Annotated in this window: 28 protein-coding genes and 1 tRNA gene; 18 read left to right on the forward strand and 11 right to left on the reverse strand. The window is 66.2% G+C overall.

Annotation, left to right across the window (positions count from 1 at the left end; translation table 11 throughout):
• Positions 1-7: 7 nt before the first annotated feature.
• The 3 genes from ACWEFV_RS18125 to ACWEFV_RS18135 form a co-directional block, all read right to left on the reverse strand.
• Positions 8-856, reverse strand: a complete 849-nt coding sequence (locus tag ACWEFV_RS18125; protein WP_450071157.1) for an NAD(P)-dependent oxidoreductase — start codon at positions 854-856, stop codon at positions 8-10.
• Positions 853-1,605: an SDR family oxidoreductase gene (locus tag ACWEFV_RS18130; RefSeq protein WP_135452422.1), complete on the reverse strand. Its 753-nt coding sequence runs from the start codon at positions 1,603-1,605 to the stop codon at positions 853-855. Before ACWEFV_RS18130 ends, ACWEFV_RS18125 begins: the two co-directional genes overlap by 4 nt.
• Positions 1,606-1,683: 78 nt before the next feature.
• Positions 1,684-3,153: an aldehyde dehydrogenase gene (locus ACWEFV_RS18135; protein WP_450071158.1), complete on the reverse strand. Its 1,470-nt coding sequence runs from the start codon at positions 3,151-3,153 to the stop codon at positions 1,684-1,686.
• Positions 3,154-3,341: 188 nt separating this feature from the next.
• Here ACWEFV_RS18135 and ACWEFV_RS18140 point away from each other — a divergent pair, with 188 nt between their 5' ends.
• The 9 genes from ACWEFV_RS18140 to ACWEFV_RS18180 all read left to right on the forward strand — a co-directional run bounded on the left by ACWEFV_RS18140 (position 3,342) and on the right by ACWEFV_RS18180 (position 10,698).
• Positions 3,342-3,953 (forward strand): TetR family transcriptional regulator, encoded by a 612-nt coding sequence (locus ACWEFV_RS18140; RefSeq protein ID WP_135452418.1) that lies wholly within the window; start codon positions 3,342-3,344, stop codon positions 3,951-3,953.
• Entirely contained in the window at positions 3,950-5,152 is a 1,203-nt protein-coding gene (locus ACWEFV_RS18145) for a cytochrome P450 (protein WP_450071159.1), read from the forward strand. The genes ACWEFV_RS18140 and ACWEFV_RS18145 overlap by 4 nt, the downstream gene beginning before the upstream one ends.
• A gap of 26 nt (positions 5,153-5,178) precedes the next feature.
• Positions 5,179-5,988 carry an SDR family oxidoreductase gene (locus ACWEFV_RS18150; RefSeq protein ID WP_450071160.1) on the forward strand — a complete coding sequence of 270 codons (810 nt, stop codon included), beginning with the start codon at positions 5,179-5,181 and terminating at the stop codon, positions 5,986-5,988.
• A gap of 8 nt (positions 5,989-5,996) precedes the next feature.
• Entirely contained in the window at positions 5,997-7,355 is a 1,359-nt protein-coding gene (locus ACWEFV_RS18155) for a cytochrome P450 (protein ID WP_450071161.1), read from the forward strand.
• Between the two features lie 10 nt (positions 7,356-7,365).
• Complete coding sequence (locus ACWEFV_RS18160; protein ID WP_135452408.1) at positions 7,366-7,572, forward strand: ferredoxin; 207 nt, start codon at positions 7,366-7,368, stop codon at positions 7,570-7,572.
• A gap of 2 nt (positions 7,573-7,574) precedes the next feature.
• On the forward strand, positions 7,575-8,114 hold the full coding sequence (locus ACWEFV_RS18165; RefSeq protein ID WP_450071162.1) for a nuclear transport factor 2 family protein: 540 nt from the start codon (positions 7,575-7,577) through the stop codon (positions 8,112-8,114).
• 93 nt (positions 8,115-8,207) lie between these two features.
• Positions 8,208-9,341 carry an NDMA-dependent alcohol dehydrogenase gene (locus tag ACWEFV_RS18170; protein ID WP_135459823.1) on the forward strand — a complete coding sequence of 378 codons (1,134 nt, stop codon included), beginning with the start codon at positions 8,208-8,210 and terminating at the stop codon, positions 9,339-9,341.
• A gap of 74 nt (positions 9,342-9,415) precedes the next feature.
• Positions 9,416-9,841 (forward strand): nuclear transport factor 2 family protein, encoded by a 426-nt coding sequence (locus ACWEFV_RS18175; RefSeq protein WP_450071163.1) that lies wholly within the window; start codon positions 9,416-9,418, stop codon positions 9,839-9,841.
• Between the two features lie 29 nt (positions 9,842-9,870).
• Positions 9,871-10,698, forward strand: coding sequence for an SDR family NAD(P)-dependent oxidoreductase (locus ACWEFV_RS18180; protein WP_450071235.1), 828 nt, complete (start codon positions 9,871-9,873; stop codon positions 10,696-10,698).
• A gap of 7 nt (positions 10,699-10,705) precedes the next feature.
• On the opposite strand, the gene ACWEFV_RS18185 is transcribed toward ACWEFV_RS18180, so the two are convergent.
• Positions 10,706-11,674, reverse strand: coding sequence for an acyl-ACP desaturase (locus tag ACWEFV_RS18185; RefSeq protein WP_135452401.1), 969 nt, complete (start codon positions 11,672-11,674; stop codon positions 10,706-10,708).
• Positions 11,675-11,828: 154 nt separating this feature from the next.
• On the opposite strand from ACWEFV_RS18185, the gene ACWEFV_RS18190 reads away from it, so the two are divergent.
• Positions 11,829-12,245, forward strand: a complete 417-nt coding sequence (locus ACWEFV_RS18190) for an HIT family protein (RefSeq protein ID WP_450071164.1) — start codon at positions 11,829-11,831, stop codon at positions 12,243-12,245.
• On the opposite strand, the gene ACWEFV_RS18195 is transcribed toward ACWEFV_RS18190, so the two are convergent.
• Positions 12,205-13,638, reverse strand: coding sequence for a sensor histidine kinase (locus tag ACWEFV_RS18195; RefSeq protein WP_450071165.1), 1,434 nt, complete (start codon positions 13,636-13,638; stop codon positions 12,205-12,207). The two genes, ACWEFV_RS18190 and ACWEFV_RS18195, sit on opposite strands and share 41 nt — an antisense overlap.
• Positions 13,639-13,667: 29 nt before the next feature.
• A complete protein-coding gene (locus ACWEFV_RS18200; RefSeq protein WP_135452394.1) occupies positions 13,668-14,387 on the reverse strand; it encodes a response regulator transcription factor in 720 nt (239 codons plus the stop codon).
• A gap of 96 nt (positions 14,388-14,483) precedes the next feature.
• On the opposite strand from ACWEFV_RS18200, the gene ACWEFV_RS18205 reads away from it, so the two are divergent.
• The 3 genes from ACWEFV_RS18205 to ACWEFV_RS18215 all read left to right on the forward strand — a co-directional run bounded on the left by ACWEFV_RS18205 (position 14,484) and on the right by ACWEFV_RS18215 (position 15,843).
• The gene (locus ACWEFV_RS18205; protein WP_450071166.1) at positions 14,484-15,299 is read left to right on the forward strand and encodes a hypothetical protein; all 816 of its coding nucleotides are present in this window, start codon (positions 14,484-14,486) and stop codon (positions 15,297-15,299) included.
• Positions 15,300-15,326: 27 nt separating this feature from the next.
• Positions 15,327-15,401, forward strand: a tRNA-Thr gene (locus ACWEFV_RS18210).
• Between the two features lie 46 nt (positions 15,402-15,447).
• A complete protein-coding gene (locus ACWEFV_RS18215) occupies positions 15,448-15,843 on the forward strand; it encodes an HNH endonuclease (protein WP_450071167.1) in 396 nt (131 codons plus the stop codon).
• Here ACWEFV_RS18215 and ACWEFV_RS18220 read toward each other — a convergent pair.
• Positions 15,840-16,208 (reverse strand): DoxX family protein, encoded by a 369-nt coding sequence (locus ACWEFV_RS18220; RefSeq protein ID WP_450071168.1) that lies wholly within the window; start codon positions 16,206-16,208, stop codon positions 15,840-15,842. The two genes, ACWEFV_RS18215 and ACWEFV_RS18220, sit on opposite strands and share 4 nt — an antisense overlap.
• 140 nt (positions 16,209-16,348) lie before the next feature.
• Between ACWEFV_RS18220 and ACWEFV_RS18225 the strand changes: the two genes are divergently transcribed.
• Entirely contained in the window at positions 16,349-17,152 is an 804-nt protein-coding gene (locus tag ACWEFV_RS18225; RefSeq protein ID WP_450071169.1) for an enoyl-CoA hydratase/isomerase family protein, read from the forward strand.
• A gap of 7 nt (positions 17,153-17,159) precedes the next feature.
• On the opposite strand, the gene ACWEFV_RS18230 is transcribed toward ACWEFV_RS18225, so the two are convergent.
• The 3 genes from ACWEFV_RS18230 to ACWEFV_RS18240 form a co-directional block, all read right to left on the reverse strand.
• On the reverse strand, positions 17,160-18,239 hold the full coding sequence (locus tag ACWEFV_RS18230; RefSeq protein WP_450071236.1) for a 1,4-beta-xylanase: 1,080 nt from the start codon (positions 18,237-18,239) through the stop codon (positions 17,160-17,162).
• A gap of 145 nt (positions 18,240-18,384) precedes the next feature.
• Positions 18,385-19,086, reverse strand: coding sequence for a cutinase family protein (locus ACWEFV_RS18235; protein ID WP_450071170.1), 702 nt, complete (start codon positions 19,084-19,086; stop codon positions 18,385-18,387).
• Positions 19,087-19,185: 99 nt separating this feature from the next.
• Positions 19,186-19,839 carry a M15 family metallopeptidase gene (locus ACWEFV_RS18240; protein WP_450071171.1) on the reverse strand — a complete coding sequence of 218 codons (654 nt, stop codon included), beginning with the start codon at positions 19,837-19,839 and terminating at the stop codon, positions 19,186-19,188.
• Between the two features lie 101 nt (positions 19,840-19,940).
• Here ACWEFV_RS18240 and ACWEFV_RS18245 point away from each other — a divergent pair, with 101 nt between their 5' ends.
• From ACWEFV_RS18245 to ACWEFV_RS18260, 4 genes are read left to right on the forward strand one after another with little or no spacing between them, the layout of a single operon-like run.
• Complete coding sequence (locus ACWEFV_RS18245) at positions 19,941-22,310, forward strand: xanthine dehydrogenase family protein molybdopterin-binding subunit (RefSeq protein ID WP_450071172.1); 2,370 nt, start codon at positions 19,941-19,943, stop codon at positions 22,308-22,310.
• A gap of 2 nt (positions 22,311-22,312) precedes the next feature.
• Positions 22,313-23,017: an SRPBCC family protein gene (locus tag ACWEFV_RS18250; protein WP_450071173.1), complete on the forward strand. Its 705-nt coding sequence runs from the start codon at positions 22,313-22,315 to the stop codon at positions 23,015-23,017.
• The gene (locus ACWEFV_RS18255) at positions 23,014-23,898 is read left to right on the forward strand and encodes an FAD binding domain-containing protein (protein WP_450071174.1); all 885 of its coding nucleotides are present in this window, start codon (positions 23,014-23,016) and stop codon (positions 23,896-23,898) included. Before ACWEFV_RS18250 ends, ACWEFV_RS18255 begins: the two co-directional genes overlap by 4 nt.
• Positions 23,891-24,397, forward strand: coding sequence for a (2Fe-2S)-binding protein (locus tag ACWEFV_RS18260; protein WP_450071175.1), 507 nt, complete (start codon positions 23,891-23,893; stop codon positions 24,395-24,397). The genes ACWEFV_RS18255 and ACWEFV_RS18260 overlap by 8 nt, the downstream gene beginning before the upstream one ends.
• On the opposite strand, the gene ACWEFV_RS18265 is transcribed toward ACWEFV_RS18260, so the two are convergent.
• Positions 24,383-24,841: a hypothetical protein gene (locus ACWEFV_RS18265; protein WP_450071176.1), complete on the reverse strand. Its 459-nt coding sequence runs from the start codon at positions 24,839-24,841 to the stop codon at positions 24,383-24,385. The two genes, ACWEFV_RS18260 and ACWEFV_RS18265, sit on opposite strands and share 15 nt — an antisense overlap.

Below are 24,841 nucleotides of genomic sequence, written 5' to 3' on the forward strand. Positions count from 1 at the left end.
AGTTCTCCTAGTCGTTCTTGTGCGGTACGCCGAGGCCCTCTGCGAGCCGCTGCAAGGCCACCTGGGCCAACGGAAGGTCCACTCCCACAACGTCACCCAGGCCGAGGGCCAGGCTCAGATCCTTCTCCCCCAGTCCGCGGGTGTGGGTGAACGCATCGTAGAGCCAGTGGTCCGGGGTCAGCTCGGCCATGTTGTCGCGCACGATGATGGCGCCCGGCCCGCTGGTCAGCGCATCGGTATGACGCACCACCCGACCTAGCGCACCCAGGTCGAGCCCGGCCGCCTCGGCCAGCTTCATCGCCTCGCATGCCGCGGCGTACGAGGTGAAGGTCAGCATGTTGCGGGCCAGTTTCATCCGGGTGCCTGCGCCGGGCTCACCGGCGTGGATCACCATCGAGCCGAACTGCTTGAGCGCCGGCTTGATCCGCTCGTAGACGGGCCGCTCGGCGCCCACCATGATGGCCAGCTCACCCTTCTCGGCGGCCGCGCCGCCACCGCTGACCGGGGCATCGACGATGTGAATGCCCTGCGACCGGTACTGCTCGGCCAGCTCGGCCGCGGTGGTGTCGCTGATCGTCGAGTGGATCACGATCACGGTGTCCGGCTTGACCTTTGGCGCCAGGTCCGCGATCACCGAACGCACCTGCTCGTCGTTGAGCACCGTGATGCTGATGATGTCCGCATCGGCAACACCCGTGACGTCGTCCGCCAGCGTCGCGCCGAGCTCCGCGAATGGCTCCATGGATTCGGCGCGCACATCGAATACCGTGAACCCGCCGGGCCATTCGGCCAGGCGCTTGGCCATGGGGGCACCCATGTTGCCCAGGCCGATGTAGCCGTATCGCTGCTGAGTCATGACCGGATGATCTGTCCGCCGTCGACGTTGAAGATCTGGCCGGTGATCCACTTGGCCTGATCACTCAATAGGAACAGGCACATCCCGACCAGATCCTCCGGCTGGCCCATGCGGGACAACGGGATTCCCTTGACGATGTCGGCGACCATCTCCTGCGGGGTGGTGGTCCGGTTGGCCTCGGTGTCGATCGGGCCGGGGGCGATCGCATTGATGCGGATGTTCTGCCCGCCGAGCTCACGCGACAGCTGCTGGGTGAGGCCGTTGATGCCGACCTTGGCCAGGCCGTAGTAGTTGGCGTACAGCCAGGCCGCGGTCGAGGACTGGTTGACGATCGCGCCGCCGCCCCGCTTGGCCATCTTGCGGTACACCGCGCGGGTGCACACCAGCGCGCCGTCGAGGTTCACGCTCATGAACTTCTTGTAGTAGTCCCAGTCGACGGTGAGCAGGAAGTCGAGCTTCATGCCGCCGAAGATCGCGGCGTTGTTGACCAGGTAGTCGATGCCGCCGAACTCCGAAAGCGTCTGCGCCGCCATGTCCTTGGCCGAGTCGATGTCGGAGACGTCGACCCGCACCGCGAGCGCGTTGCCGCCCTCACCCTTGATGCCGTCGGCGACCTTCTGGGCACCTTCGGTGTTGATGTCGGCCACCACGACCGCCGCGCCCTCGCGCGCCAGCGCTTCGGCGTAGGCCTGGCCGATACCGCCACCGGCCCCGGTGACGATGGCTACCTTGTTGTCGAACTGTCCCATGTCTGTTCCTTTCCGGCCGACTGGCCAGTTATTGCACGGTCTTCGCGAGATTGCGTGTCATAACTGGCCGCTCGGCATCTAGTTGGCCAAAGTCGCGACGCATTTGATTTCGGTGTATTCCTCGAAGCCGGCCAGGCCCATCTCGCGGCCGACTCCGGACTGCTTGTAGCCGCCGAACGGTGCATCGGCCGAGTACCAGATGCCTCCGTTGACGTTGACGGTGCCAACGCGCATCCGCGAGGCCACCGCCTGGGCGCGGGCGTCGTCGCCGGAGAACACGGTGCCCGACAGGCCGTACGGCGAATCGTTGGCGATCCGCACGGCGTCGTCGTCACCGTCATGCGCGATGACGGTCAGCACCGGCCCGAAGATCTCTTCGCGGGACACCCGGGCGTCGTTGTCCAGCCCGGCGATGACGGTCGGCTCGATGAAGAACCCGGTGTCCAGGTCCGCGGGACGCCCACCGCCGCACGCGAACCGGCCGCCCTCCTGCAGAGCGAGATCCAGATAGGACTGCACCCGGTCGCGCTGGCGGGCAGAGATCAGCGGGCCGCACACCGTGCGCTTGCTGTTCGGGTCACCGGGCTTGATCCCGCTCAATGTTGCTGCCGCGGCCTCGACAGCCTCGTCGTAGCGGGCCCGCGGCACCACCAGGCGCGTGGTGATCGCGCAGCCCTGCCCGGCGTGCATGGCCACCGTGAAGGCCGCCATCGAGCAGGCTCCGGCCAGGTCGGCGTCGTCGAGCACCAGGAATGCCGACTTGCCGCCCAGCTCCAGGAACACCTTCTTGAGCGTCAGTGCCGCGTCGGTCATCACCGCACGTCCGGTCGCGGTCGACCCGGTGAACGAAACCATGTCCACCCGCGGGTCTTTGGACAGCAACGCGCCCACCGAGTGATCGCTGGAGGTGACGACGTTGATCACCCCGGCCGGGAAGTCGGTCTGCTCGGCGATGATCTGACCGATGGCCGCGGCCGCCCATGGCGTGTCCGGGGCGGGCTTGAGGATCAGGGTGTTGCCTGCGGCCAGCGCCGGGCCGACCTTGGCCAGGTTGATCTGGTGCGGGAAGTTCCACGGGGTGATCGCGCCGACGACACCGACGGCCTCACGGGCGATCTTGCGGTTGGTCGGGATGCCCTGCGGGGTGGCGTAGCCGAGATCGGTTGTCCACTCGTAGCTCTCGGCAGTGTCGGCCGAGAAGGCCAGATCGTCGATCGGACCTTCCAGCTGCGCGCCGGCCGTGAGCATGCGCGGGGCACCCACCTCGGCGATGGTCAATTCCCGTAATTCCTCGACATTTTCGCGCAACGCATCACGCAACTGCCGCAGGCAGCGCACCCGCAGCGCGGTGTTCGTCGACCAGTCGGTGTCGTCGAACGCACGGCGCGCCGCCTCGATGGCATTGCCCATGTCCTCGGTGTTGGCGTCGGCGGCAACGCCGAGCACCTCCTCGGTGGCGGGGTTGACGGTCTCGAATGCTCCGCCACCGCCGGCGACGAGCTTGCCGTCGATCAGCAGTTGACTCTGGCGATCGGCCAGTACCGGCATCGGTGAACTCCACTTCACGAATTCTGGACAACTGTCCGGCTGTCTCGTCTCGAACGATAGCCGCAGACAATGTCGAGCCGCAAGGGCGTACCCCATCGGACCGCAGACGACACCAGAACGCGCAGTTCATTATGGCCTTCCACGGTCCACACTTGCCCAACCGCGGCATCGTCCGATAACTTGGACATGTGTCCAGCGATACGGTGTCCGCAGTCACAGAACCAGCTCCGGAGCCAGGCAAGGAGGCCCCGCGCAACCGCCGGCAGGAGGAGACCTTCCGCAAGGTCCTGACCGCCGGAACCGAGATGCTGCGCGAATCGTCCTACGCCGATCTGACGGTGCGTGCGGTCGCCGCACGCGCCGGGGTCGCACCTGCCACGGCCTACACGTACTTCTCGTCGAAGAACCACCTGATCGCCGAGATGTACCTGGACCTGGTCCGCCAGTGCCCGTACTTCACCGACGTGAACGACTCCATGACCACCCGCGTCGACAAGGCGTTGCGTGCACTGACCCTCGTCGTCGCCGACGAACCCGAGGTCGCGGCCGCCTGCACCACAGCCCTGCTGGGCGGCGGCACCGACCCGGCGGTACGCAAGGTGCGGGACCGCATCGGCGCCGAGATCCACAAACGCATCCGTTCGGCCGTCGGGCCCGATGCCGATTCCCGGATCGTCTCCGCCCTGGAGATGACGTTCTTCGGCGCGCTGGTCAATGCAGGTAGCGGCGCCTTCACCTACCACCAGATCGCCGACCGATTGACCTACGTGGTCGGACTCGTCTTGGGAGAAGACAAATGACCTTGAGAGAAGTCGAGCTGATCCTCGACCCGTACGACTACGACTTCCACGAAGATCCGTACCCGTACTACCGCCGCCTGCGCGACGAGGCCCCGCTTTACCGCAACGACGAGCTGAAGTTCTGGGCCCTGTCCCGGCACAAGGACGTGGTCGCCGGATTCCGTAACAGCGTCGCGCTCTCCAACAAGCACGGTGTCGCCCTGGACCCGATCTCACGCAACGATGAGGCCCACCGGGTCATGTCGTTCCTGGCGCTGGACGATCCGGCCCACCTGAGGCTTCGCACCCTGGTGTCCAAGGGCTTCACCCCGCGGCGCATCCGCGAGCTGGAGGGCCGGGTCACCGAGATCGCCGTGCAGCATCTGGATGAGGCGCTGCAGAGCACCAGCTTCGATTACGTCGACGATTTCGCGGGCAAGCTGCCGATGGACGTCATCTCCGAGCTGATGGGCGTGCCCGCGGAGGACCGGGTGCGCATCCGCGCGCTGGCCGACGGTGTCATGCACCGCGAGGACGGTATCGCCGACGTGCCCGAATCGGCCATCGCGGCCTCGGGCGAGCTGCTGGTCTACTACGCCGACATGGTCAAACAACGGCGCAAGCGGCTCACCGACGATCTGACCTCGGCGCTGGTGGAGGCCGAGATCGACGGCGACAAGCTCACCGACGACGAGATCATGGCGTTCCTGTTCCTGATGGTGGTCGCCGGCAACGAGACCACCACGAAACTGCTTGCCAATGCCGCATATTGGGGTTTCAAGAACCCCGATCAGCTGGCCCCGGTGTTCGACGACCACGACCTGATCCAGCCGTGGATCGAGGAGACGCTGCGGTACGACACGTCCAGTCAGATCCTGGCCCGGGCGGTCGTCGAGGACATGACGTTCTACGACACCACGGTCCCGGCCGGAGATGTGCTGGTGCTGTTGGCCGGCTCGGCCAACCGCGACGAGCGGGTCTTCGAAAACCCAGACCAGTACCAGATCGGCCGTGACATCGGCTCGAAGCTGGTGAGTTTCGGCAGTGGCGCCCACTTCTGCCTGGGCGCGCACCTGGCCCGCATGGAGGCACGGGTGGCGCTGACCGAGTTGTTCAAGCGAATCCGCGGATACGAAGTGGATGAATCCGCGGCCGTGCGGGTGCATTCCAGTTCCGTACGAGGATTCGCGCACCTGCCCATTGCGGTGTCCCACCGCTGAAGCCCATCACAGTAAAGGCACGTTAAATGGCCCGTTTCGAACCCCATCCCGACCGCCGACCGGCCATCGTGGCCGGCGCGTCGTCCGGCATCGGCGCCGCCACGGCGACCGAACTGGCCGCACACGGTTTCCCGGTCGCCCTCGGTGCACGCCGCGTCGAGAAATGCCAGGAGTTGGTCGAGAAGATCAAAGCCGACGGTGGCGAGGCGATTGCGCTCCCACTCGACGTCACCGACGCCCAGTCGGTCAAGTCATTCGTGCACGGCGCCACCGAGGCGCTCGGCGACATCGAGCTGCTGGTGGCCGGTGCCGGTGACACCTTCTTCGGCCAACTCCACGAGATCAGCACCGACGAGTTCGAGAATCAAATCCAGATTCACCTCATCGGCGCCAACCGCCTTGCCACCGCGGTGCTGCCGGGCATGGTCGAGCGCCGCCGCGGTGACATCATCTTCGTCGGCTCCGATGTGTCCCTGCGGCCGCGGCCGTACATGGGCGGCTACGGCGCCGCCAAAGCCGGCCTGCTGGGCATGGCCAAGACCCTGCAGATGGAACTGGAGGGCACCGGTGTGCGCGCCTCGGTCGTCCATCCCGGGCCCACCAAGACCGCCATGGGCTGGAGCGCGCCGATGGACAAGGTCGGCGAGATGCTGGAGGACTGGGCCAAGTGGGGGCAGGCCCGCCACGACTACTTTTTGCGCGCAGCCGATCTCGCGCGGGCCATCACCTTCGTCGCGGAAACCCCCCGCGGCGGCTTCATCGCCGAACTGGAAATTCAGCCCGAGGCGCCGCTGTCCGACGTCGAGGATCGCCAGAAGCTGAGAGTGGAAGGCTGAGAACGATAATGACGAGCTCAGAACTCAAGGAAGTACAGCGCGTCTCCGGAGGCGCCGAGGAACACGGCCACCTCGAAGAGTTCCGCACCGACCCGATCGGCCTGATGAAGCGCATCCGCGAGGAATGCGGTGACGTCGGCTGGTTCCAGCTCGCCGACAAGCAGGTGCTGCTGCTGAGCGGCGCGGAGGCCAACGAGTTCTTCTTCCGCTCCAGCGATTCGGACCTCAACCAGGCCGAGGCCTACCCGTTCATGACCCCGATCTTCGGTGAGGGCGTGGTGTTCGACGCCGATCCGGAGCGCCGGGCCGAGATGCTGCACAACACCGCGCTGCGCGGTGAGCAGATGAAGGGCCACGCCGCGACGATCGAGCGGCAGGTCCGCGGGATGATCGAGAACTGGGGCGACAGCGGCGAAATCGACCTGCTCGACTTCTTCGCCGAGCTGACCATCTACACCTCGACGGCCTGCCTGATCGGCGAGAAGTTCCGCAACCAGCTCGATTCGCGGTTCGCCAACTACTACCACTTGCTCGAGCGCGGCACCGATCCGCTGTGCTACGTCGACCCCTACCTGCCGATCGAGAGCTTCCGCATCCGCGACGAGGCCCGGGCCAACCTGGTGGAGCTGGTGCAGGAGGTGATGAACGGCCGGATCGCCAATCCGCCCACCGACAAGAGCGATCGGGACCTGCTCGACGTGCTGGTGTCCATCAAGGACGAGGAGGGCAATCCGCGCTTTTCAGCCAATGAAGTCACCGGCATGTTCATCTCACTGATGTTCGCCGGCCACCACACCAGCTCTGGGACCTCGTCTTGGACGCTGATCGAACTGCTGCGCCATCCGGACTTCTACGCCAAGGTCCAACAGGAGCTCGACGACCTCTACGCCGACGGCCAAGAGGTGAGTTTCCATGCGCTGCGCCAGATTCCGAACCTGGACAATGCGCTCAAGGAGACCCTGCGGCTGCATCCCCCGCTGATCATCCTGATGCGGGTGGCCCAGGACGAGTTCGAGGTGGCCGGCCACCCGATCCACAAGGGCCAGATGGTGGCGGCCTCACCGGCGATCTCCAACCGAATCCCGGAGGACTTCCCCGACCCGGATGCCTTCGACCCCGACCGGTACGAGAAGCCGCGCCAGGAAGACCTCATCAACCGGTGGACCTGGATCCCGTTCGGGGCAGGCAAGCACCGCTGCGTCGGGGCGGCGTTCGCCCAGATGCAGATCAAGGCGATCTTCTCGGTCCTGTTGCGCGAGTACGAGTTCGAGATGGCACAGCCGCCCGAGACCTACCAGAACGACCATTCGAAGATGGTGGTGCAGCTGGCCCGGCCGGCCAAGGTTCGCTACCGGAAGCGGGTTTAGGAGCGCACCCATGGGTTGCTACCGCGTTGAGGTCGATGAGGATCTGTGCCAGGGCCACGCCATGTGTGAGCTCGAAGCCCCGGACGTGTTCCGGGTTCCCAAACGCGGCACCGTCGAGATCCTCGATCATGAGCCACCCGACGAGCTCCGTGGAGCCGTCGAGATGGCCGTCGAGATGTGTCCCACCCAAGCACTATTCATCAAAGAGAAGGAATGACAATGGCGTCACGCGAAGAATTGGAAGCCTGGTCGGATCGCTGGCTCAAGGCCAACCAGGAGGCCGAGAAGGCCGGTGACTGGAAGCCGCTGGCCGACTTCTACACCGAAGATGCCACCTACGGCTGGAACATCGGCCCCAAGGAAGACGTGATGTGCGTCGGGCGCGACGAGATCCGCGACGTGGCGCTGGGGCTGGAGATGGAGGGCCTGGAGAACTGGGTCTACGAGTACCAGCGGGTGCTGATCGACGAGAAGCAGAACGAGATCGTCGGATTCTGGAAACAGATCGCCAACAAGAGCGACGGCACCACGAGCGAGATCTACGGCATCGGAGGCAGCTGGTTCCGGCTCAACGATCAGCTGCTGATCGAGTGGCAGCGGGACTTCTTCGATTTCGGCCACGTTCAGAAGGCGTTCATGGATCTGATCACCTCCGGCGACCTCACTCCCACCATGCAGAAGCGCATCGAGCGTTCGGTGGCCGGCGAGAAACTGCCCGGTTACTACCCGCTCGGCGAAGCCCCGGTGAAGATCTGGTAGTCCCTTGCCAAGCGGTTGCTTGGGGGTGGGTGTGACGCATGCAACTAATGGCTCTAGTCTGTGATCACCGGCTCTAGTGGAAGGCACATGTCGATGAAGACAAAAGGCGCTCTCATCTGGGAGTTCAACCAACCGTGGACGATCGAGGAGATCGAGATCGGTGACCCCGTCAAGGACGAGGTCAAGATTCAGATGGAAGCCTCGGGCATGTGCCATTCCGACCACCACCTGGTGACCGGCGACATCCCGATGGCAGGGTTCCCGGTGCTCGGCGGCCACGAAGGTGCCGGCATCGTGACCGAGGTCGGCCCGGGCGTCGACCACATCCAGCCCGGCGACCACGTCGTGCTGTCGTTCATCCCGTCCTGCGGTGAATGTCCGGCGTGTCAGGAGGGCCTGCGTAACCTGTGCGATCTGGGCGCAGGTCTGCTGGCCGGCACCGCCGTCTCCGACGGCACCCATCGCATCCACTCCGTCAAGACCGGCCAGCCCGTCATCCCGATGACTCTGCTGGGCACGTTCAGCCCGTACATGGTGGTGCACAAGAGCTCGGTCGTGAAGATCGATCCGTCCATCCCGTTCGAGGTGGCCTGCCTCGTGGGTTGTGGTGTCACCACCGGCTACGGCTCGGCCGTGCGCAGCGGTGACGTCCGACCCGGCGACGACGTCGTGATCGTCGGTGTCGGCGGTGTCGGCACCGGCGCCCTGCAGGGTGCGCTGGCCGCCGGTGCACGCAACGTCTTCGCCGTCGACCCGGTCGAGTTCAAGCGTGACAATGCGCTGAAGTTCGGTGCCACCCACGCCTACCCCGACATCTTCTCGGCGATGGCAGGCGTCGCCGAGGTCACCCACGGCCGGATGGCGCACAAGACGATCGTCACCGTCGGTGAGCTCAAGGGCGAGGACATCGACCACTACATGAACATCACCGCCAAGGGCGGCACCGTGGTCGCCACCGCGGTCGCCAACATGGCCAGCAACGACGTGAAGCTCAACCTGTCGATGCTGACGCTGCTGCAGAAGCGCCTGCAGGGCACCATCTTCGGCGGCGGCAACCCGCACCACGACATCCCGCAGCTGCTGAGCATGTACAAGGCGGGTCGGTTGAACCTCGACGACATGGTCACCCGGCAGTACAAGCTCGAGCAGATCAACGACGGCTACGCCGACATGCTCGAGGGTCGCAACATCCGCGGCGTCATCCGCTACACGGACGCCGATCGGTAACCACTCTGCGTTTTGTGGAGCCGCAGCCGTAGCGAGAACGGCTGCGGCTCCACAACTCGGTGTGAAAGGAACACATGACCGAGACATCCACTGAGACACCTGTCGTCGTCGCATCGCGGTCGTCGTGGAAATGCGTGCAATCCGGTGACCGCGAGGGCTGGCTGGCCCTCATGGCCGATGACATCCTGGTCGAGGACCCGATCGGCGAGGCCGTCACCAACCCCGACGGCACCGGCGTGCGCGGCAAGGAAGCCCTCGGCGCTTTCTACGACGCCAACATCGGGCCCAACGAGCTGACCGTCACGTGCGAGGAGACGTTCCCGTCCAGCTCGCCGAACGAGATCGCCTACATCCTGGTGCTGCGCACCAAGTTTCCCAACGGGTTCACCGCCACCGTGCGTGGCGTCTTCACCTACAAGGTGAACGACGAAGGCCTGATCACCAACCTGCGCGGCTACTGGAACCTGGAAGCCATGGTCTTCGCGCAGGAAGACAACTGACCAGCGACGCGCTCGCCGGCCGCGGCGCGATCGTGGTCGGCGGCACCCGCGGCATCGGCCTGGCCGTTGCCGAACTGCTTTCCTCCCAGGGTGCGGGTGTGGTGGTCAACGGACGCGACGCCGACGCAGCACACGCTGCCGCACAGCGGATTTCCGGTGTCCCCCACGCCGGTTCACCCGCCGACCCGCAGGTGGCCGACGCGCTCGTCGACACCTGTGTGACCGAGTTCGGCCGCGTCGACATCCTGGTCAACTGTGCAGGTACCGCAGAACCGGCCGGGTCTTCCATTCTGAATGTCACCAGCACCGAATTTCGCGAGCTGCTCGACGCGCACCTGGGCACGGTGTTCGAGACCTGCCGTGCGGTCGCACCGAAGATGGTGGCCCAAGGGGGCGGCACCATCGTCAACACCAGTTCCTTCGCCTTCCTCGGCGATTACGGCGGCAGCGGCTATCCGGCGGGCAAGGGTGCGGTCAACGGACTGACGCTGGCCATCGCCGCGGAGCTCAAGGAGCACGGGGTCCGGGCCAACGTGGTGTGCCCGGGTGCCCGCACCCGGCTGTCCACCGGATCGGATTACGAGCAGCACATCACCGAACTCAACCGGCGCGGGCTGCTCGACGACGTCAGCATGCAGGGCGCGCTGGACGCGGCACCGCCGGAGTACGTGGCCCCGACCTACGCCTACCTGGTCAGCGACGAAGCCAAGGATGTGACCGGCCGCATCTTCATCGCGGCGGGCGGGTTCATCGGCGAATTCGCCCGGCCCTCAACCGGTTTCATCGGGTTCCGGGACCACAACAGCACGCCGCCGTGGACGGTCGAGGAACTGCACGAGACCATCTCCGGGACGTGACCGGAGTTCAGGAAGCTTCGCGCTCGCGCTTGGCGGCCTCGCGCGCGAGCAGCCGATCACGCTGCTCCTCGAACTTGACCACCTTTGTCTGCAGGTCTTCCAGGAACGCCGCCAGCTGATCGCGACGGGCCTCACCGGCGGCACTGAAGTCATCGCGCTCGAAGATCCGCCACTTGCGCAGGTTCGGCATGACCACTTCTTCGAGGTGCTGGCGCAGGTCGTAGATCCCGTGCTTGGCCATCAACACACCGTTGCGGCGGAAGTCCGGCATCCCCTGTCCCGGCATCCGGAAGTTCTCGACGACAGCGCCGACCGCGTCAAGGGCTTGGTCGGGCGAAAGGTCGAGGGCGGCCTCGCACATGTTCCGGTAGAAGATCATGTGCAGGTTCTCGTCCGCTGCGATGCGCTGCAGGAGCCGGTCGGCGATCGGATCGTCACAGACCTTGCCGGTGTTGCGGTGGCTGACCCGGGTGGCCAGCTCCTGGAAGGTCACGTACGCGACCGACATCAGGAATTCGGAGTTGTGCATCGCCCGCTCTTCGTCCGTGGACGTGAAGCCGTTGGTCACGTGCTCCATGCGGGCCTGCTCCAGCGCGACGAGATCGACGCCGCGGGTGACCACCAGATAGTCCCGAATCGCGATGCCGTGCCGATTCTCCTCGGCGGTCCAGCGATTCACCCAGGCTCCCCAGGGTCCGTCCTGGGAGAAACTTCCGGCGGCTTCACGGTGATACGACGGCAGGTTGTCCTCGGTGAGCAGGTTGGTGATCATCGCCGCCCGGGCCACGTCGCTCAGCTGCGATTGCTCTAGATCCCAGTCCTTGCCACCGGCGGCGGCGAAGCTGCTGCCCGACTCCCACGGGATGTAATCGTGCGGATACCAGTCCTTGGTGGTGGCCAGGTGGCGGTTGAGGTTTACCTCGGCTATCTGCTCCAGCTCAGCCTGCAAAACCGCATCGGTCAGCTCCTGCTGCATGAATCCCCTTAAAGCCGATATGTGACCACATCGGACTAGCTAAAATCCCCCGCCCATTCAGCAAAGATAGAGCACGATCGGCCTCAACGACGACTCCACGGGCAGCGCCAAACTCTCAGCGGGCCCAGATCGGGCGCTCACTATGCTTGCGACCATGGCGTCCGTCTTCACGAAGATCATCAACGGAGAACTGCCCGGGCGATTCGTCTACGAAGACGATGAGATCGTCGCGTTCCTGACCATCGCACCGATGACGCAGGGCCACACGCTGGTGGTTCCCCGGGCCGAGATCGACAACTGGCAGGACGTCGAACCCGCGGTGTTCGGCCGGGTGATGGAGGTGTCACAGCTGATCGGCAAGGCCGTGTGCCAGGCGTTCGGTGCCCAACGTGCCGGCGTGATCATCGCCGGCCTCGAGGTGCCGCACCTGCATGTGCACGTGTTCCCGGCCTACAACCTCGCCGACTTCGGTTTCGCTCACGTCGATCACAACCCGTCGGCCGAATCCCTCGACGCGGCGCAGGCGAAGATCAAAGCCGCGCTGGCAGCTCTGCAATCCTCGGCAAGCTGACGGTGAACCGGCAGCCCTGACCGGGCGCCGTGGTGACCTTGACCGTGCCGCCGTGGGCCAGCACCAGGGAATGCACGATCGACAGGCCAAGCCCGGTGCCGCCGCTCGCGCGGGTGCGTGAGGTATCCGCGCGGTAGAACCGTTCGAATACCCGGCGCGCGTCGTCCTGGCTCATGCCGGGCCCTTCGTCGCACACCTCGATGATGGCGTGGTTGTCGTCGGTGCCCACCCGCACCGTGATCCCGGCAGTTTCCGGGGTGTGCTGCACCGCGTTGGCGACCAGATTGCTCAGCACCTGGCGCAACCGGGCCTCGTCGCCGAGCACCTCGGGGGTCCCGGGGCCGTCGAACACCTCCATGCGCACCCGACGGCTCGGGGCGATCGACTGCGTGTCGTGCACGGCATCGGTGGCCAGGGTCAACAGGTCGACCCGATGCTGATCCAGCGGCCGCTGCGCGTCCAGGCGGGCCAGCAGCAGAAGGTCCTCGACCAGCAGGCCCATCCGCCGGGACTCGCTTTCGATCCGGCCCATCAGCATCTCGACGTCGCGGGCGGCCCCCTGGCGGTACAGCTCGGCGAATCCGCGGATCGTGGTGAGCGGGGTGCGCAGCTCGTGGCTCGCGTCGGTGATGAAGCGGCGCATCCGTTCCTCGGAGGTGCGCGCCTGCTCGGCGGAGTCTTCCGACGACGCCATCGCCCGTTGGATCTGCGCGAGCATGCCGTTGAGTGCCGAAGACAGCCGCCCCACCTCGGTACGCGGATCCCGTTCGGGGACACGACGATCCAACTGGCCGGCCGCGATGGCCGCGGCGGTGCGTTCCACCTCGACCAGTGGGCGCAGGCTGCGGTGCACGACGGCGTAGCCGACGATGCCGAGGACCACCAGCACCACCGTGCCGATGCCGACCTGCGACCAGATCAACGCGCGTACCGACGACTGCACGTCGGACAGGTCGATCGCGACCGTGGTGAGTTCACCGTTGGGGCCCTCCACGGTCATGGCCCGCCACTGCACGTCGGAATCGCCGACGGATTTGACGGTCACCGGCGCCGGACCGACGTTGTTGTCGTCGGGCAGTGCGGGTTCGGCCTCGCGGTCGTTGATCGCGATCCAGGTCCGGCCGTCCTGATCGACGCCGCGGACGTAGAAGTTCGACGGCGGGCGTGCCGGGTTCGGCCCCTCCAGGGGGGTCATGGGCAGTTGGCGCGGCTCCTGGGCCCAGCTTCCCGCGGCGTCGAGAAGCGTCTGATCGATGCGGCTCACCTCGGTGTGCCGCATGATCGAGGTCACCGCGACGCCGGAGGCCAGCAGTCCGCACGCCACCAGAACCAGTGCGACGGCCACCAGTCCGACCCGCAACGGCACACCGTGCCGCTCTACCCGGTCAAACACTCCAAAAGTATGCCGCCGATGAACGGACCTCAGCGCGGCTCACGCAAAACGTAACCGACCCCGCGCAGCGTGTGCAGCAGGCGCTTGTCGCCGGTGTCGATCTTGCGGCGCAGGTAGGACACGTAGGACTCGACGACATTGACGTCGCCACCGAAGTCGTAGCGCCACACGTGGTCGAGAATCTTGGGCTTCGACAGCACCGTGCCCGCGTTGATGATGAAGTAGCGCAGCAGGGTGAACTCGGTCGGCGACAGCGAGACCGGCTCGCCCGCCTTCCACACCTCGTGCGTGTCCTCGTCGAGCTCGATGTCGGCGAACGACAGCTTGGCGTTGCGGGGTTCCTCGACGCCCCGGCCGGACCGGCGCAGGATCACCCGCAGCCGAGCGACGACCTCTTCGAGGCTGAACGGCTTGGTCACGTAGTCGTCGCCGCCGAGGGTCAGCCCGGCGATCTTGTCCTGCAGGCTGTCGCGGGCGGTGAGGAACAGCGCGGGCGCGTCGATGCCGTCGGCGCGCAGCCGGCGCAGCAGCCCGAAGCCGTCCATGCCGGGCATCATCACGTCCAGGATCACCGCGTCGGGGCGGACTTCCCTCGCTTTGTCGAGGGCAGCGGCGCCATTGGATGCGGTGTGGACCTCGAAACCCTGGAACTTCAGGCTGACGGACAGCAGCTCCACAATGTTGGCCTCGTCGTCGACGACGAGGATCCGGGCTTCGGGGACGCTCTCAGGAACTGCAGGCATGGCCATTCCCTGATGTTGATGGTGCCTCTTGAACTCAACCTGCATGCACGCTGTGCACTTCCTGTGAGTTTAGCTGTGACGCGGGTAACTACACTGACGCCCATGAACCTCGGCAAGACGCTGGTCCAGGTTGCTACCGCGCCCGTGCGAATCGGGCTGGCCGTGGCCGACGCCGGACTCGGCATCGCCAACGAGACCCTCAATGCGGTGCAGCGCAGCTTCACCGATGCGAACCCACTCAACGGCAGGTCATCGATGGCCTCACTGTTCGGTATCGACGATGCGGTGGAGCGCGCGAACCGGTTGGCGCGGCTGCTGGACGACGACGCGCCGCTGGGTCGGGCACTGGCGCCCGACGGCCCGATCAACCGTTTGCTGCGCCCGGGCGGGCTGGTCGACCAGTTGACGGCCGAGGGCGGCCTGCTGGACCGGTTGACCGCAGACAACGGCGCGGTGGCCCGGGCGGTGGCCCCCGGAGGCCTGGTGGATCAGGTCACCCTGGAAGGCGGCCTGCTGGACCGACTGACCACCGAGGACGGCGCGGTGTCCAGGGTGATCGCGCCGGGCGGCCTGGCCGATCAACTGCTGGCCAACGACGGACTGTTCGAGCGGGTACTTCGTGAGGACGGGGTGGCCGACCGCCTGCTCGCCGAGGGCGGCCTGCTCGACACCCTGACCGATCCCGACGGCCCGCTGCTCAAACTCGCCGACGTCGCCGACACCCTGAATCGACTGGCGCCCGGGCTCGAGGCCCTGGCCCCCACGATCGACGCGCTGCACGACGCGGTCATCACGCTGAGCCAGGTGGTCAATCCACTGAGCAACATCGCCGACCGCATTCCGCTGCCTCGCCGTTCGTCGCGGCGGACCTCCCCGCGGCCCGTCGCCTCACAGCGAATTATCGACGCCGACGACTGACCCGTTAAGCTAGGGCGCGTTCCACCCGCCTCCTTAGCTCAGTGGTAGAGCAACATACTTGTAATATGTAGGTCATCGGTTCAATCCCGATAGGGGGCTCCAGCTTTGGCATCGGCCGTTTGTCGGTGCCTGCTCGTAGCTTCAATCCATGAGACTGTGTCGCGCTTGCGGTGCACCGCTTTCGAAGCGCAGCCAAAGAACCTATTGCGGTAATGCGTGTCAGGCTGTTGCTCGACGAGAAGCCATGACAAAGCGCTGGCTCGATTCCGGGGAAGCGTGGATCGACGGCCACCCGGGGCACTACGTTCGGCTGTATCTGGCCGACGCTCAGTCAGGCTGCTGCGCAATCTGTGGCGGAACCAGCACCTGGCAAGGTCTGTTGCTGACATTGGTGGTTGATGGGGACTCGACGAACAATCGGCGGGAGAATCTGCGCCTGGTCTGCCCGAACTGTGACTCCCAGCTGCCGACGTACAAGGCTCGCAACCGTGGCAGGGGGCGCCACTACCGCCGCGAGCGCTACGCCAACGGCCAGTCGTTCTAGGAGACCAGGCCCCGGCCGATCATCACGAAGGCCGCCAGCGCGAAGAGCACGGTGTTGGCCAGCACGCTGCGGGGTTCGTGTAGTCGGCTGTGCGCCCACGCCGCGCCGACCATCACCACACACAACCCGGCGGCGGCCAGCGGCGTCAGTACCGCACCGATTCCGGTGAGCCCAGGCGCGATCAACCCGATCACCGCGAGAAGTTCCATCGAGGCGGTGAAGCGGACGACGGGCATGGGAAACATGGCCACCCCGGTTTGGCCGGTGTCCAACAGCCTCTCGCGGGTCATCGTGAGTTTGGCGGTACCGGATACGGCGAATACCGCGGCCAATACCAGTTGGGCGGCCCATAGCGCGATGTTCATGGTGGTGTCCCTTCTGTTTTGGGTATCTAGACCGTTGACGAAGGACGGTGCCCGGATGTGACACCACATGGCCGGTGTCACACATGACTGCTGCGCATCGTCTGAAGGAGTGAGGGACAAACCACCTTCGGGGAGATGCCATGGCAGACGACGCCGGTTACGAGACGATCCGCTACACCCGCCGGGCGCACGTCGGCACCCTGACGCTGAATCGGCCCGCCAAGCTCAACGCGCTGAATCCGCAAATGCGAACGGAACTCGGTCATCTCGGTGCACGGCTGGCCGAGGACGATGGGTTGCACTGCCTGGTGGTGGCGGGCGCGGGCAGGTCGTTCTCGGCGGGGCTCGATCTGGCGGAGGCGATGACGGGCACGCTGGCCCGGTTCGCCGACCGGGACCCCGACGACGAAGAAACCATCGAACTGGGCCTCGAGGTGGCAGGCGTCTTCGAGTTCATCCCAGAACTGCGGTGCCCCAGCGTCGCCGCGGTCCACGGCCACGCCTATGGCGCGGGCCTGCAACTGGCCCTGGCCTGTGACTTCCGGATTTTTGCCGAAGGCGCACGCGTCGGCCTCATCGAGGGTCGCTACGGCCTGCTGCCCGACATGGGTGCCACCTTCCGGCTGCCGCGCATCATCGGTGAGGGTCGAGCGCGGGAATTGATCCTGCTCGGCGAGATCATCGACGCTGCCGAGGCATTCCGGATCGGGTTGGCCAATCGCATTGTCCCCGATGGCCAACTCGGTTCTGCGGTGGACGAATTCGCCGAGCGACTGGCCGCCCAACCGCCGAAGGCGGTGCACGGCGCGCGGGCAGCCATCGATGCCGGTTGGCGCCTGGATTCTGCGACCAGTCTGCGAATGGCCGTCGCCGCACAGGCTCGATGCCTCGCCTCGGACGAGTTCAAGGGTGTCCTTCGACCGAGCGGATCGGCATCGCGCTGACGGGCGGTCAAACCCGGGTGGTCAGCTTCCGAAGTGTCTGGTATTCGCTTTCCTTGTAGGGCCGCCCATCGGGTTGCAGCAGATCGCTGAACCACACGTTCGGAACCTTGGTGTAGGGCTTGTCCCACGAATCCCACGGGAAATAGGTCTGGGTCTTTCCGGCCACCAGACCCCAGCTGTAGGCACCGACGTTGTGCCGCTTGGCAACCGGCAGCACGCCTTCGACGGTGCTGCCCTGATCCCGGGCCAGGTACTCGGTGCACAGGATCGGCCGCCCCAGCGGGGCGAGTTCGGCGATGCGGGCCTCGAATTCGTCGGGGCCCGCGTAGGAGTGGAAGGAGATGACGTCGGAGTTGTCGAGTTGGAAGTTGTCCATCTCGCTGCGGCTTCCGCGATCCCAGCTGCCCTGCCACACACCACTGGTCAACGGCTGCACGGCATTGACCGAACGCGCCCAACCGAACACCTGGGGCAGCAGACCTCCGACGGCGTCGATCTTGTCCTTGCGCTCGACCTTGCGGTATTGCTTCGCAGGATTGTCCGGCTCGTTCCAGAGGTCCCAGCCCAGGACCCGGTTGTCGTTGCGGAACTGGCTCATCACCCCGACCACGTAATCGCGCAGAGCGGGGCGGTAGCGAGGGTCGTCGATACGTTGTGCGCCCGGGCTCTGCACCCAGCCAGAGTTGTGCACGCCGGGCGTCGGCGCCCGCTGTGCCCCGAGCTGGGGGTGCGGATCCCAGCACGAATCGAAGAAGACGAACAGTGGCTTGATTCCTTGACGCGCCGCGATCCCGACGAATTGGGCGAGCCGGCTTTGGAATCCGGCTCGGTCCTGCGCCCACAGCAGGTCGTGCAGGAAGACCCGTACGGTGTTGAACCCGAGGAGCCGGCACGCGCCCAGCTCACTGTCGATGCGCCGCGCATCGTAGGTGCCCGGCGAGAACATCTCGATCTGGTTGATCGCGTTCGACGTGATGAAGTTGGTGCCGACGAGCCAGCCCTGCGCCTGATACCACGCGTTGGCGCGCTCAACCGGCCATTGGCCCGCTGCTGCGGTCGCGCGAGGGATCACGGGAAGTGTGCTCAAAGCCGCGGATGCGGCCAGTGCCAGCGGGATCTTCAGGGCCGTTCGACGGTGCACTTAGTGAACATAGTGGGGCTCAGCAAAGAACCTTCACTCACGGATGACATTGCAACCATTGAGGTTTCAGATCGTTATCAACTCGGCACCCTCAGAGCCGGCTCACGGTGAAGTCAGCGGCCTGGCCCGGCATGCCGTTGAGCAGGTAGGCACTGTGCGCAAAGTTGGGGACCCCCGCCGGTGTTCCGTCGCAGATGGTGTCGCCGGGCTCGCACAACTCGATGGTCTTGCCCTTGTACCGCGGGCCGATCACCATCGCCGGCGCACCGATATCGCGCATGAACTCGTCGGACGGCGTGCCGAGCAGCACCACCGAGGCCACATGGTCGGACACGGCGGGAGCCATGGGTTGGGGGATGAACTGCTTGTACTCGGGCGGGATGCCGTCAGGAATGGCGGCCGCGGTGGTGTAGCCCGCTACCACCGCGCCCTGGGAGTATCCGCCCAGAACCACCTTGGTGTTGGGACAGTCCCTGGCCGTGGCCTCGATGTGGCCGGACGCGTCCCGGATGCCATCGACAACCGTCCTGGCGAACTCGATGCGGTCACCGAAATTCCCGCTGGCCTGATAGTTGACGGGATACACCTCGACCGAGCGTTGCCCGGCACGCGCACGCAGCGCGTCGACGAAGGTCTGTCCCGGTCCGCCGACGCCCGGCGGCTCGTAGGTGCCGCGGGCGAACACCACCTCGACGTCGGGGCACGGCTGCGCGGATGCAGCGGGCAGTGGTGCGATCGGGACGGCGCAGGCGGCGATCAGCGCCGCACCCTGGACCAGTTTCAAGACGTTCATTTGCGACTCCACGCGAACCGGATCGTTCGAACGTTTTCAGTTCCCCATGCTGGCACATCCGAAACCTGGATGACAGGGTCCGCAAATATTGACGGGGACCTATCCCAGCGGTACGTCCAGATAGGGCCGAGGATCGGCCGCGCCCGGGCCGTCGAAATGCCACCACTCCCCCGAGTACACCGTCAGCCCGCCGGCACCCATTGCCTCACGCAACCGGGCCCGGTTGGCCTGCGCAGAGGGGCTCACCCCGTCGGTGGCGTAGGCCAGGCTGCGCGGAGTGAAGTCGTCGAACCCGGTGCCCATGTCAGCCCCGGCGATCGTCACGTCCACAGAGCGGCCTGCCTCGTGGCTGCGTGCATACGCTGACGGCCGGGCCACCCAGTTCGGGTTGGACACCACCTCGAACATCTTGACCTGCACCTCGTGTGGCCGATAGCAGTCCCAGAACACCAGGGTCTGCGGTCGCAGCGCGGCCGCAGCGGCCGCCAGCCCGGAGGCCATCGACTCGTGCACCAGACACGGCGCCCCGGGCGGATAGAGCCTCTGGCCGACGAAGTTGTCGCTGGTCGCGTACCGCAGGTCGATCACCGCGTCGGGGACGATTGAGCGCACGTCGACCAGGCCCGCCTCGGCCGCCGGCCTGGCGAACGACGCCGGCGCCGAGGCGACCGAGACGGCGATGGCGGCGGTCGTCAGCACCGCCGCCGCCAGCGGCCGGGTCCGTGCGGAAATGACACTCTCTTCTTCAGGCATGTTGCTTTCCGATGTACGATAACCACACTCTTATTCAGCGTCGGAGCCTCCGGCGGCCATTTACTTACGCGCAGAAGTAACCGACGGATTGGAGCGATCCTATGGCGTCAGCCGTACCGGAGACCGTCGCAACCCGCTATGCCGGCAGACGGGTCGAGCGGGTCGAAGACACCCGCCTGCTCACCGGACGCGGTACGTACGTCGACGACATCACACGGCCCGGCATGTTGCACGCCTGCTTCGTCCGCAGCCCCTACGCGCATGCGAAGTTCACCGTCATCGATGCCGCCGCAGCCCTGGCGCTGCCCGGCGTACATGCGGTGCTCACCGCCGCCGACCTGAACCCTGAGGTCAAAGAGGCCTGGCATGCCGTCGCGGGCAAGGATGTCGCCGACACCCCACGGCCACCCCTGGCCGAGGGCGAGGTCAAGTTCGTCGGGGATCCGGTGGCGCTCGTCATCGCCGAGAACCGCTACATCGCCGAGGACGCGGTCGATCTGGTCGACGTCGACTACGAGCCACTGCCCGCGATCGCCGACTTCCGGCAGGCCCTCACCTCCGAGGTGTCCGTTCACGAGGCTTTCCCCGACAACAACGCCGGCGGCTTGGCCGGCATGCCGCCCGACGAAGAGGTCTTCGGCTCCGCCGCGCATGTGGTGAAAGAGCACGTCTACCAGCAGATGCACGTGCCGGTGCCGATCGAGACGCGCGGCATGGTCACCGAATGGTCGGCGACCTCCGGCGAGCTGACCATCTGGGCCTCCACTCAGACCCCGCACGAACTGCGAGCCTTCGCGGCCCGGCTGCTCGGCATCCCGGCCCAACATGTGCGAGTCATCATGCGCGACACCGGCGGCGGATTCGGCCAGAAGGTCGTCCCGATGCGCGAGGACATGTGCATCATGCTGGCCGCCCGCAAAGTTCCCACGGCGCTCAAGTGGATCGAGGACCGCCGCGAGAACCTGATGTCGGCCGGTCAGTCCCGCCACGTCGACGGCGACGTGCGCATGGCTTTCGATGACGACGGCACCATCCTGGCGGCCGACATCGACTTCATTCAGGACGTCGGCTCGTACCCGACCCCGTACCCCGTGCTGACCACCGCGGCCATCGGCATGTTCTTCCCCGGCCCGTACCGGGTGCCCAAGGCCAGCTTCAGCTACAAGACGGTGTTCTCCAACACCGCGGGCCTGCACGCCTACCGCGGGCCGTGGCAGTACGAAACCCTCACCCGCGAAATACTTCTCGACATCGCCGCCCGCAAGATGGGCATGGATCCCGTCGACCTGCGGCGCAAGAATCTCCTGCGCCGCGACGAGATGCCGTACTTCAACCCCAACGGCATGCCCTATGACCACGTCGCCCCGATCGAGACCTTCGAGCAGGCCGTCAAGATCCTCGACCACGAGGGCTTCCGAAAGGAGCAGGCCGAGGCGCTGGCCCAGGGCCGCTACCTCGGGCTGGGCTTCTCGGCCTACATCGAGCCGACTGGTGCGGCCACGGGGCACCTGGCCAGCGAGGGATGCACGATCCGGATGGAGCCGACCGGCAAGATCAACGTGTACGTCAACGGCGGATCCACCGGAAACAGCTTGGAAACCACCGTCATCCAGCTCACCGCCGACGCTCTGGGCGCCGACATCGACGACGTCGCCACCATCCAGGGCGATACCGCGGTGACCCCCTACGGTGCAGGCACCCAGGGCAGCCGCAGCGCCCCGATGACCGCGGGCGCGGTCAACGAGGCCGGCACCATCCTGCGCAACCAACTGGTCGCGATGGCCGCCGCACGCCTGGGCGTCGAGGAATCCGAGATCGAACTCGGCGGGTCGAAGGCGATTGCGCGCAACAATCCCGAAAAGAGTGTCAGCTTCGCCGATCTGGCCTTCCGCGCCCACTACGAGCCGCAGATGCTGCCGCCGGGCATGTCAGCGTCATTGGAGGCCACCGCCCGCTACACCGCACCGCCGACCGCCCCGATCCACTGGGCCAATGCCACCCACGCCTGTACGTGTGAGGTCGACGTGGTCACCGGGCACGTCACCCTCACGCGCTACATCGTCAGCGAGGATGTCGGCCCGATGATCAACCCCAACGTGGTCGAAGGCCAGATCGCCGGCGGCACCGCCCAGGGCATCGGCGGCGCGCTGCTGGAGAAGCTCTCCTACGACGACGCCGGAAACCCGCTGTCCTCAACATTCGTGGACTATCTGCTACCCACCGCCACCGAGGTCCCGACGATCGAGTACGGCCACGTCGAGATCCCCGGCCCCGGCGTCGGCGGCTACAAAGGTGCGGGCGAGGGCGGTGCCATCGGCTCGACGCCCGCGGTGATCAACGCGGTGAACGACGCGTTGGCCCCGCTCGGCGTCACCCTGACCACCCTGCCCGCCACCCCGTCGGCCATCGTCGAAGCCATCGAGCAGGCGCAGGAACCCCGCTCGCAGGAGAACCAAGGAAGGGATCACTGATCGTGGAGCTCAACAACGAATTCCGGGTCGCGGTACCTGCGGCGAAAACCTGGGAGGTGCTCACCGACGTCGAGCGCGTGGCGCCCTGCCTGCCCGGCGCCACCCTACTGAGCGTCGACGGCGACGATTTCACCGGCGCGGTCAAGGTGAAGGTCGGCCCGATCACGGTGTCCTACAAGGGCGATGCGACGTTCCAGGAAAAGGACGTGGCCGCGCAGCGGGTGGTCCTCAAGGCCAACGGCAAGGAGACCCGCGGCAACGGCACCGCGTCGGCCGTCGTGACCGCCCAACTCAAAGACGAGGGCGCCGATTCCACGCTCGTGGTCGTCACCACCGATCTGGCCATCTCGGGCAAGGCCGCCCAGTTCGGCCGCGGCGTGCTGGCGGACGTGGCGGGCAGCCTGATCGACCAGTTCGCCCGCAGCCTGGAGGCCGAACTCCTCGGCGGGACGGCCTCGGCGGCCGAAACCGGTTCCACCGCAGGGTCACCCGAGCAGGCACCACATGAAGCTGCGCCGATCAACGCACTCGCCTTGGCCAAGGTGATGGCGGTGCCGATGGCCAAGCGGTTCGCGCCGGCCATCGGCGCGGTCGCGGCCGCAGGTGTGCTCGGCTTCCTGTTCGGCCGAGCGGGTCGCAACAAGCGTAAGAGCAGCGGGCTGACCACCGAGGATCTGCACGCCGCGCTGCTGCGGTTGGTGTCATGAAGCCCGCCCCTTTCGCATACCACCGGCCCACCACGGTCACCGAGGCGGTGGCCATGCTCGGCGAGTACGGCGAAGACGCCAAGGTCCTGGCCGGCGGCCAGAGCCTGGTGCCGATGCTGGCGATGCGCCTGACGCACTTCGACAACCTGATCGACATCTCGCGGCTGCCCGAGCTGAACGACATCACCCTGCAGGGCAACGAGGTTCGGATCGGTGCGGCAACACCGCACGCCATGGTGGGGCTGGACGACGAGATCGCCGATTCGGTACCGCTGCTGACCCTGGCCACGCCGCACATCGGTCATTTCCAGATCCGGAGCCGTGGCACGCTCGGCGGCGCGATCGCGCACGCCGATCCGGCGGCCGAGTATGCGGCCGTCGCCCTGGCGCTCGATGCGACGATCGAGGCCACCTCGGCGCGTGGCACCCGTCAGATCCCGGCCGCTGAGTTCTTCACCGGCCTGTGGGAGACCGCGCTGGACTCCGACGAGATCCTGACCGCAGTACGCTTCCCGGTCGCATCGGGCCGCAGTGGCTTCGGGATCGCCGAATTCGCCCGACGCCACGGCGATTTCGCGATCGCCGGCGCTGTGGTCGGATTCGAGCTCGATGAGGACGACCGGATCACGCGCTGCGGTATCGGCCTGCTCGGACTCGGCTCTACCCCGCTGCGAGCCACCCCGGCCGAGTCGGCGGTCATCGGGACCCCGATCGGCGGCCTCACCGCCGACGAGATCGGCCGGCTCGCGATGTCCGAGCTCACCGACATTCCTTCCGATCTGCAGGGCACGGCGTCGTACCGGGCCCGGGTCGGGGCCGCCATGGTTTCCAGAGCCTGGACCCAGGCAACCACGCACGCCGAGGAGGCCCTCAATGCATGAACTGCCGGTTGCGGTTTCGGTCAACGGGCGCGACTACCAGGGTGTGGTCGAGCCGCGCGTCACGCTGGCCGATTTCCTCCGGGACAACTGCGGTCTCACCGGTACCCACCTCGGCTGCGAGCACGGCGCCTGCGGCGCCTGCACGGTCCTGCTGGACGGGCAGGCGGTCCGGTCATGTCTGGTGTTCGCGGTTCAGGTGGACGGCCAGGAAGTGACCACGGTCGAGGGCATCGCCGGCCCGGACGGGCAGCTGTCCCCGGTACAGGCCGCGCTCAAGGAGTGCCATGGCCTGCAATGTGGCTTCTGCACACCGGGATTCGTCACGTCGATCACCGCGATGCTGCGCGACAACCCGAATCCCAGCGACGAGGAGATCCGCGCGGGGCTTTCGGGCAACTTCTGCCGCTGCACTGGCTACCAGGGCATCGTCAACGCGGTGCACCGGGTCTGCGAACACGCCGACAACGACGCCGAGCTCAAGCCTCTAGCTCAGCAATGACTTTCGCGATGCGCCGGGCCCGGGTCTCGGCAGCCGCCGTTTCAGTCGCACGCTCCTGAGTATCTGGACGGCCATGTTGGTGGAGGTCAGCATCGGAAAGACGCCGAGGAACGTGCGTTCCGACGGGGTATGCCCGTGGAGTTGCTCGAGGCTGCCGAAGACGTAGAAGCATCCGATACAGAACAGGGTGGCCGGAACGGCGAACGCCAGGACGCTGCCACGGACGGAGAGCACCTCACGCGCCAAGGTCAGCTCGTCGTCCGAGAGCGCCTCCCGTTTACGCACCTTGCGCAAAGTCGCCTGCAGGACGCCGATGTCGAGCTTCGACGTGACGTGAGGCTTGCTCATCGACCGCCTCGTGAACACGAACGCGATGATCGCGAACACCCAGATCAATGAGAAGAAGACGATCGACAACAGGCCGAAGAGAGTGGAGGTCGTCAT

This window comes from Mycobacterium sp. NPDC004974, from assembly GCF_053600815.1.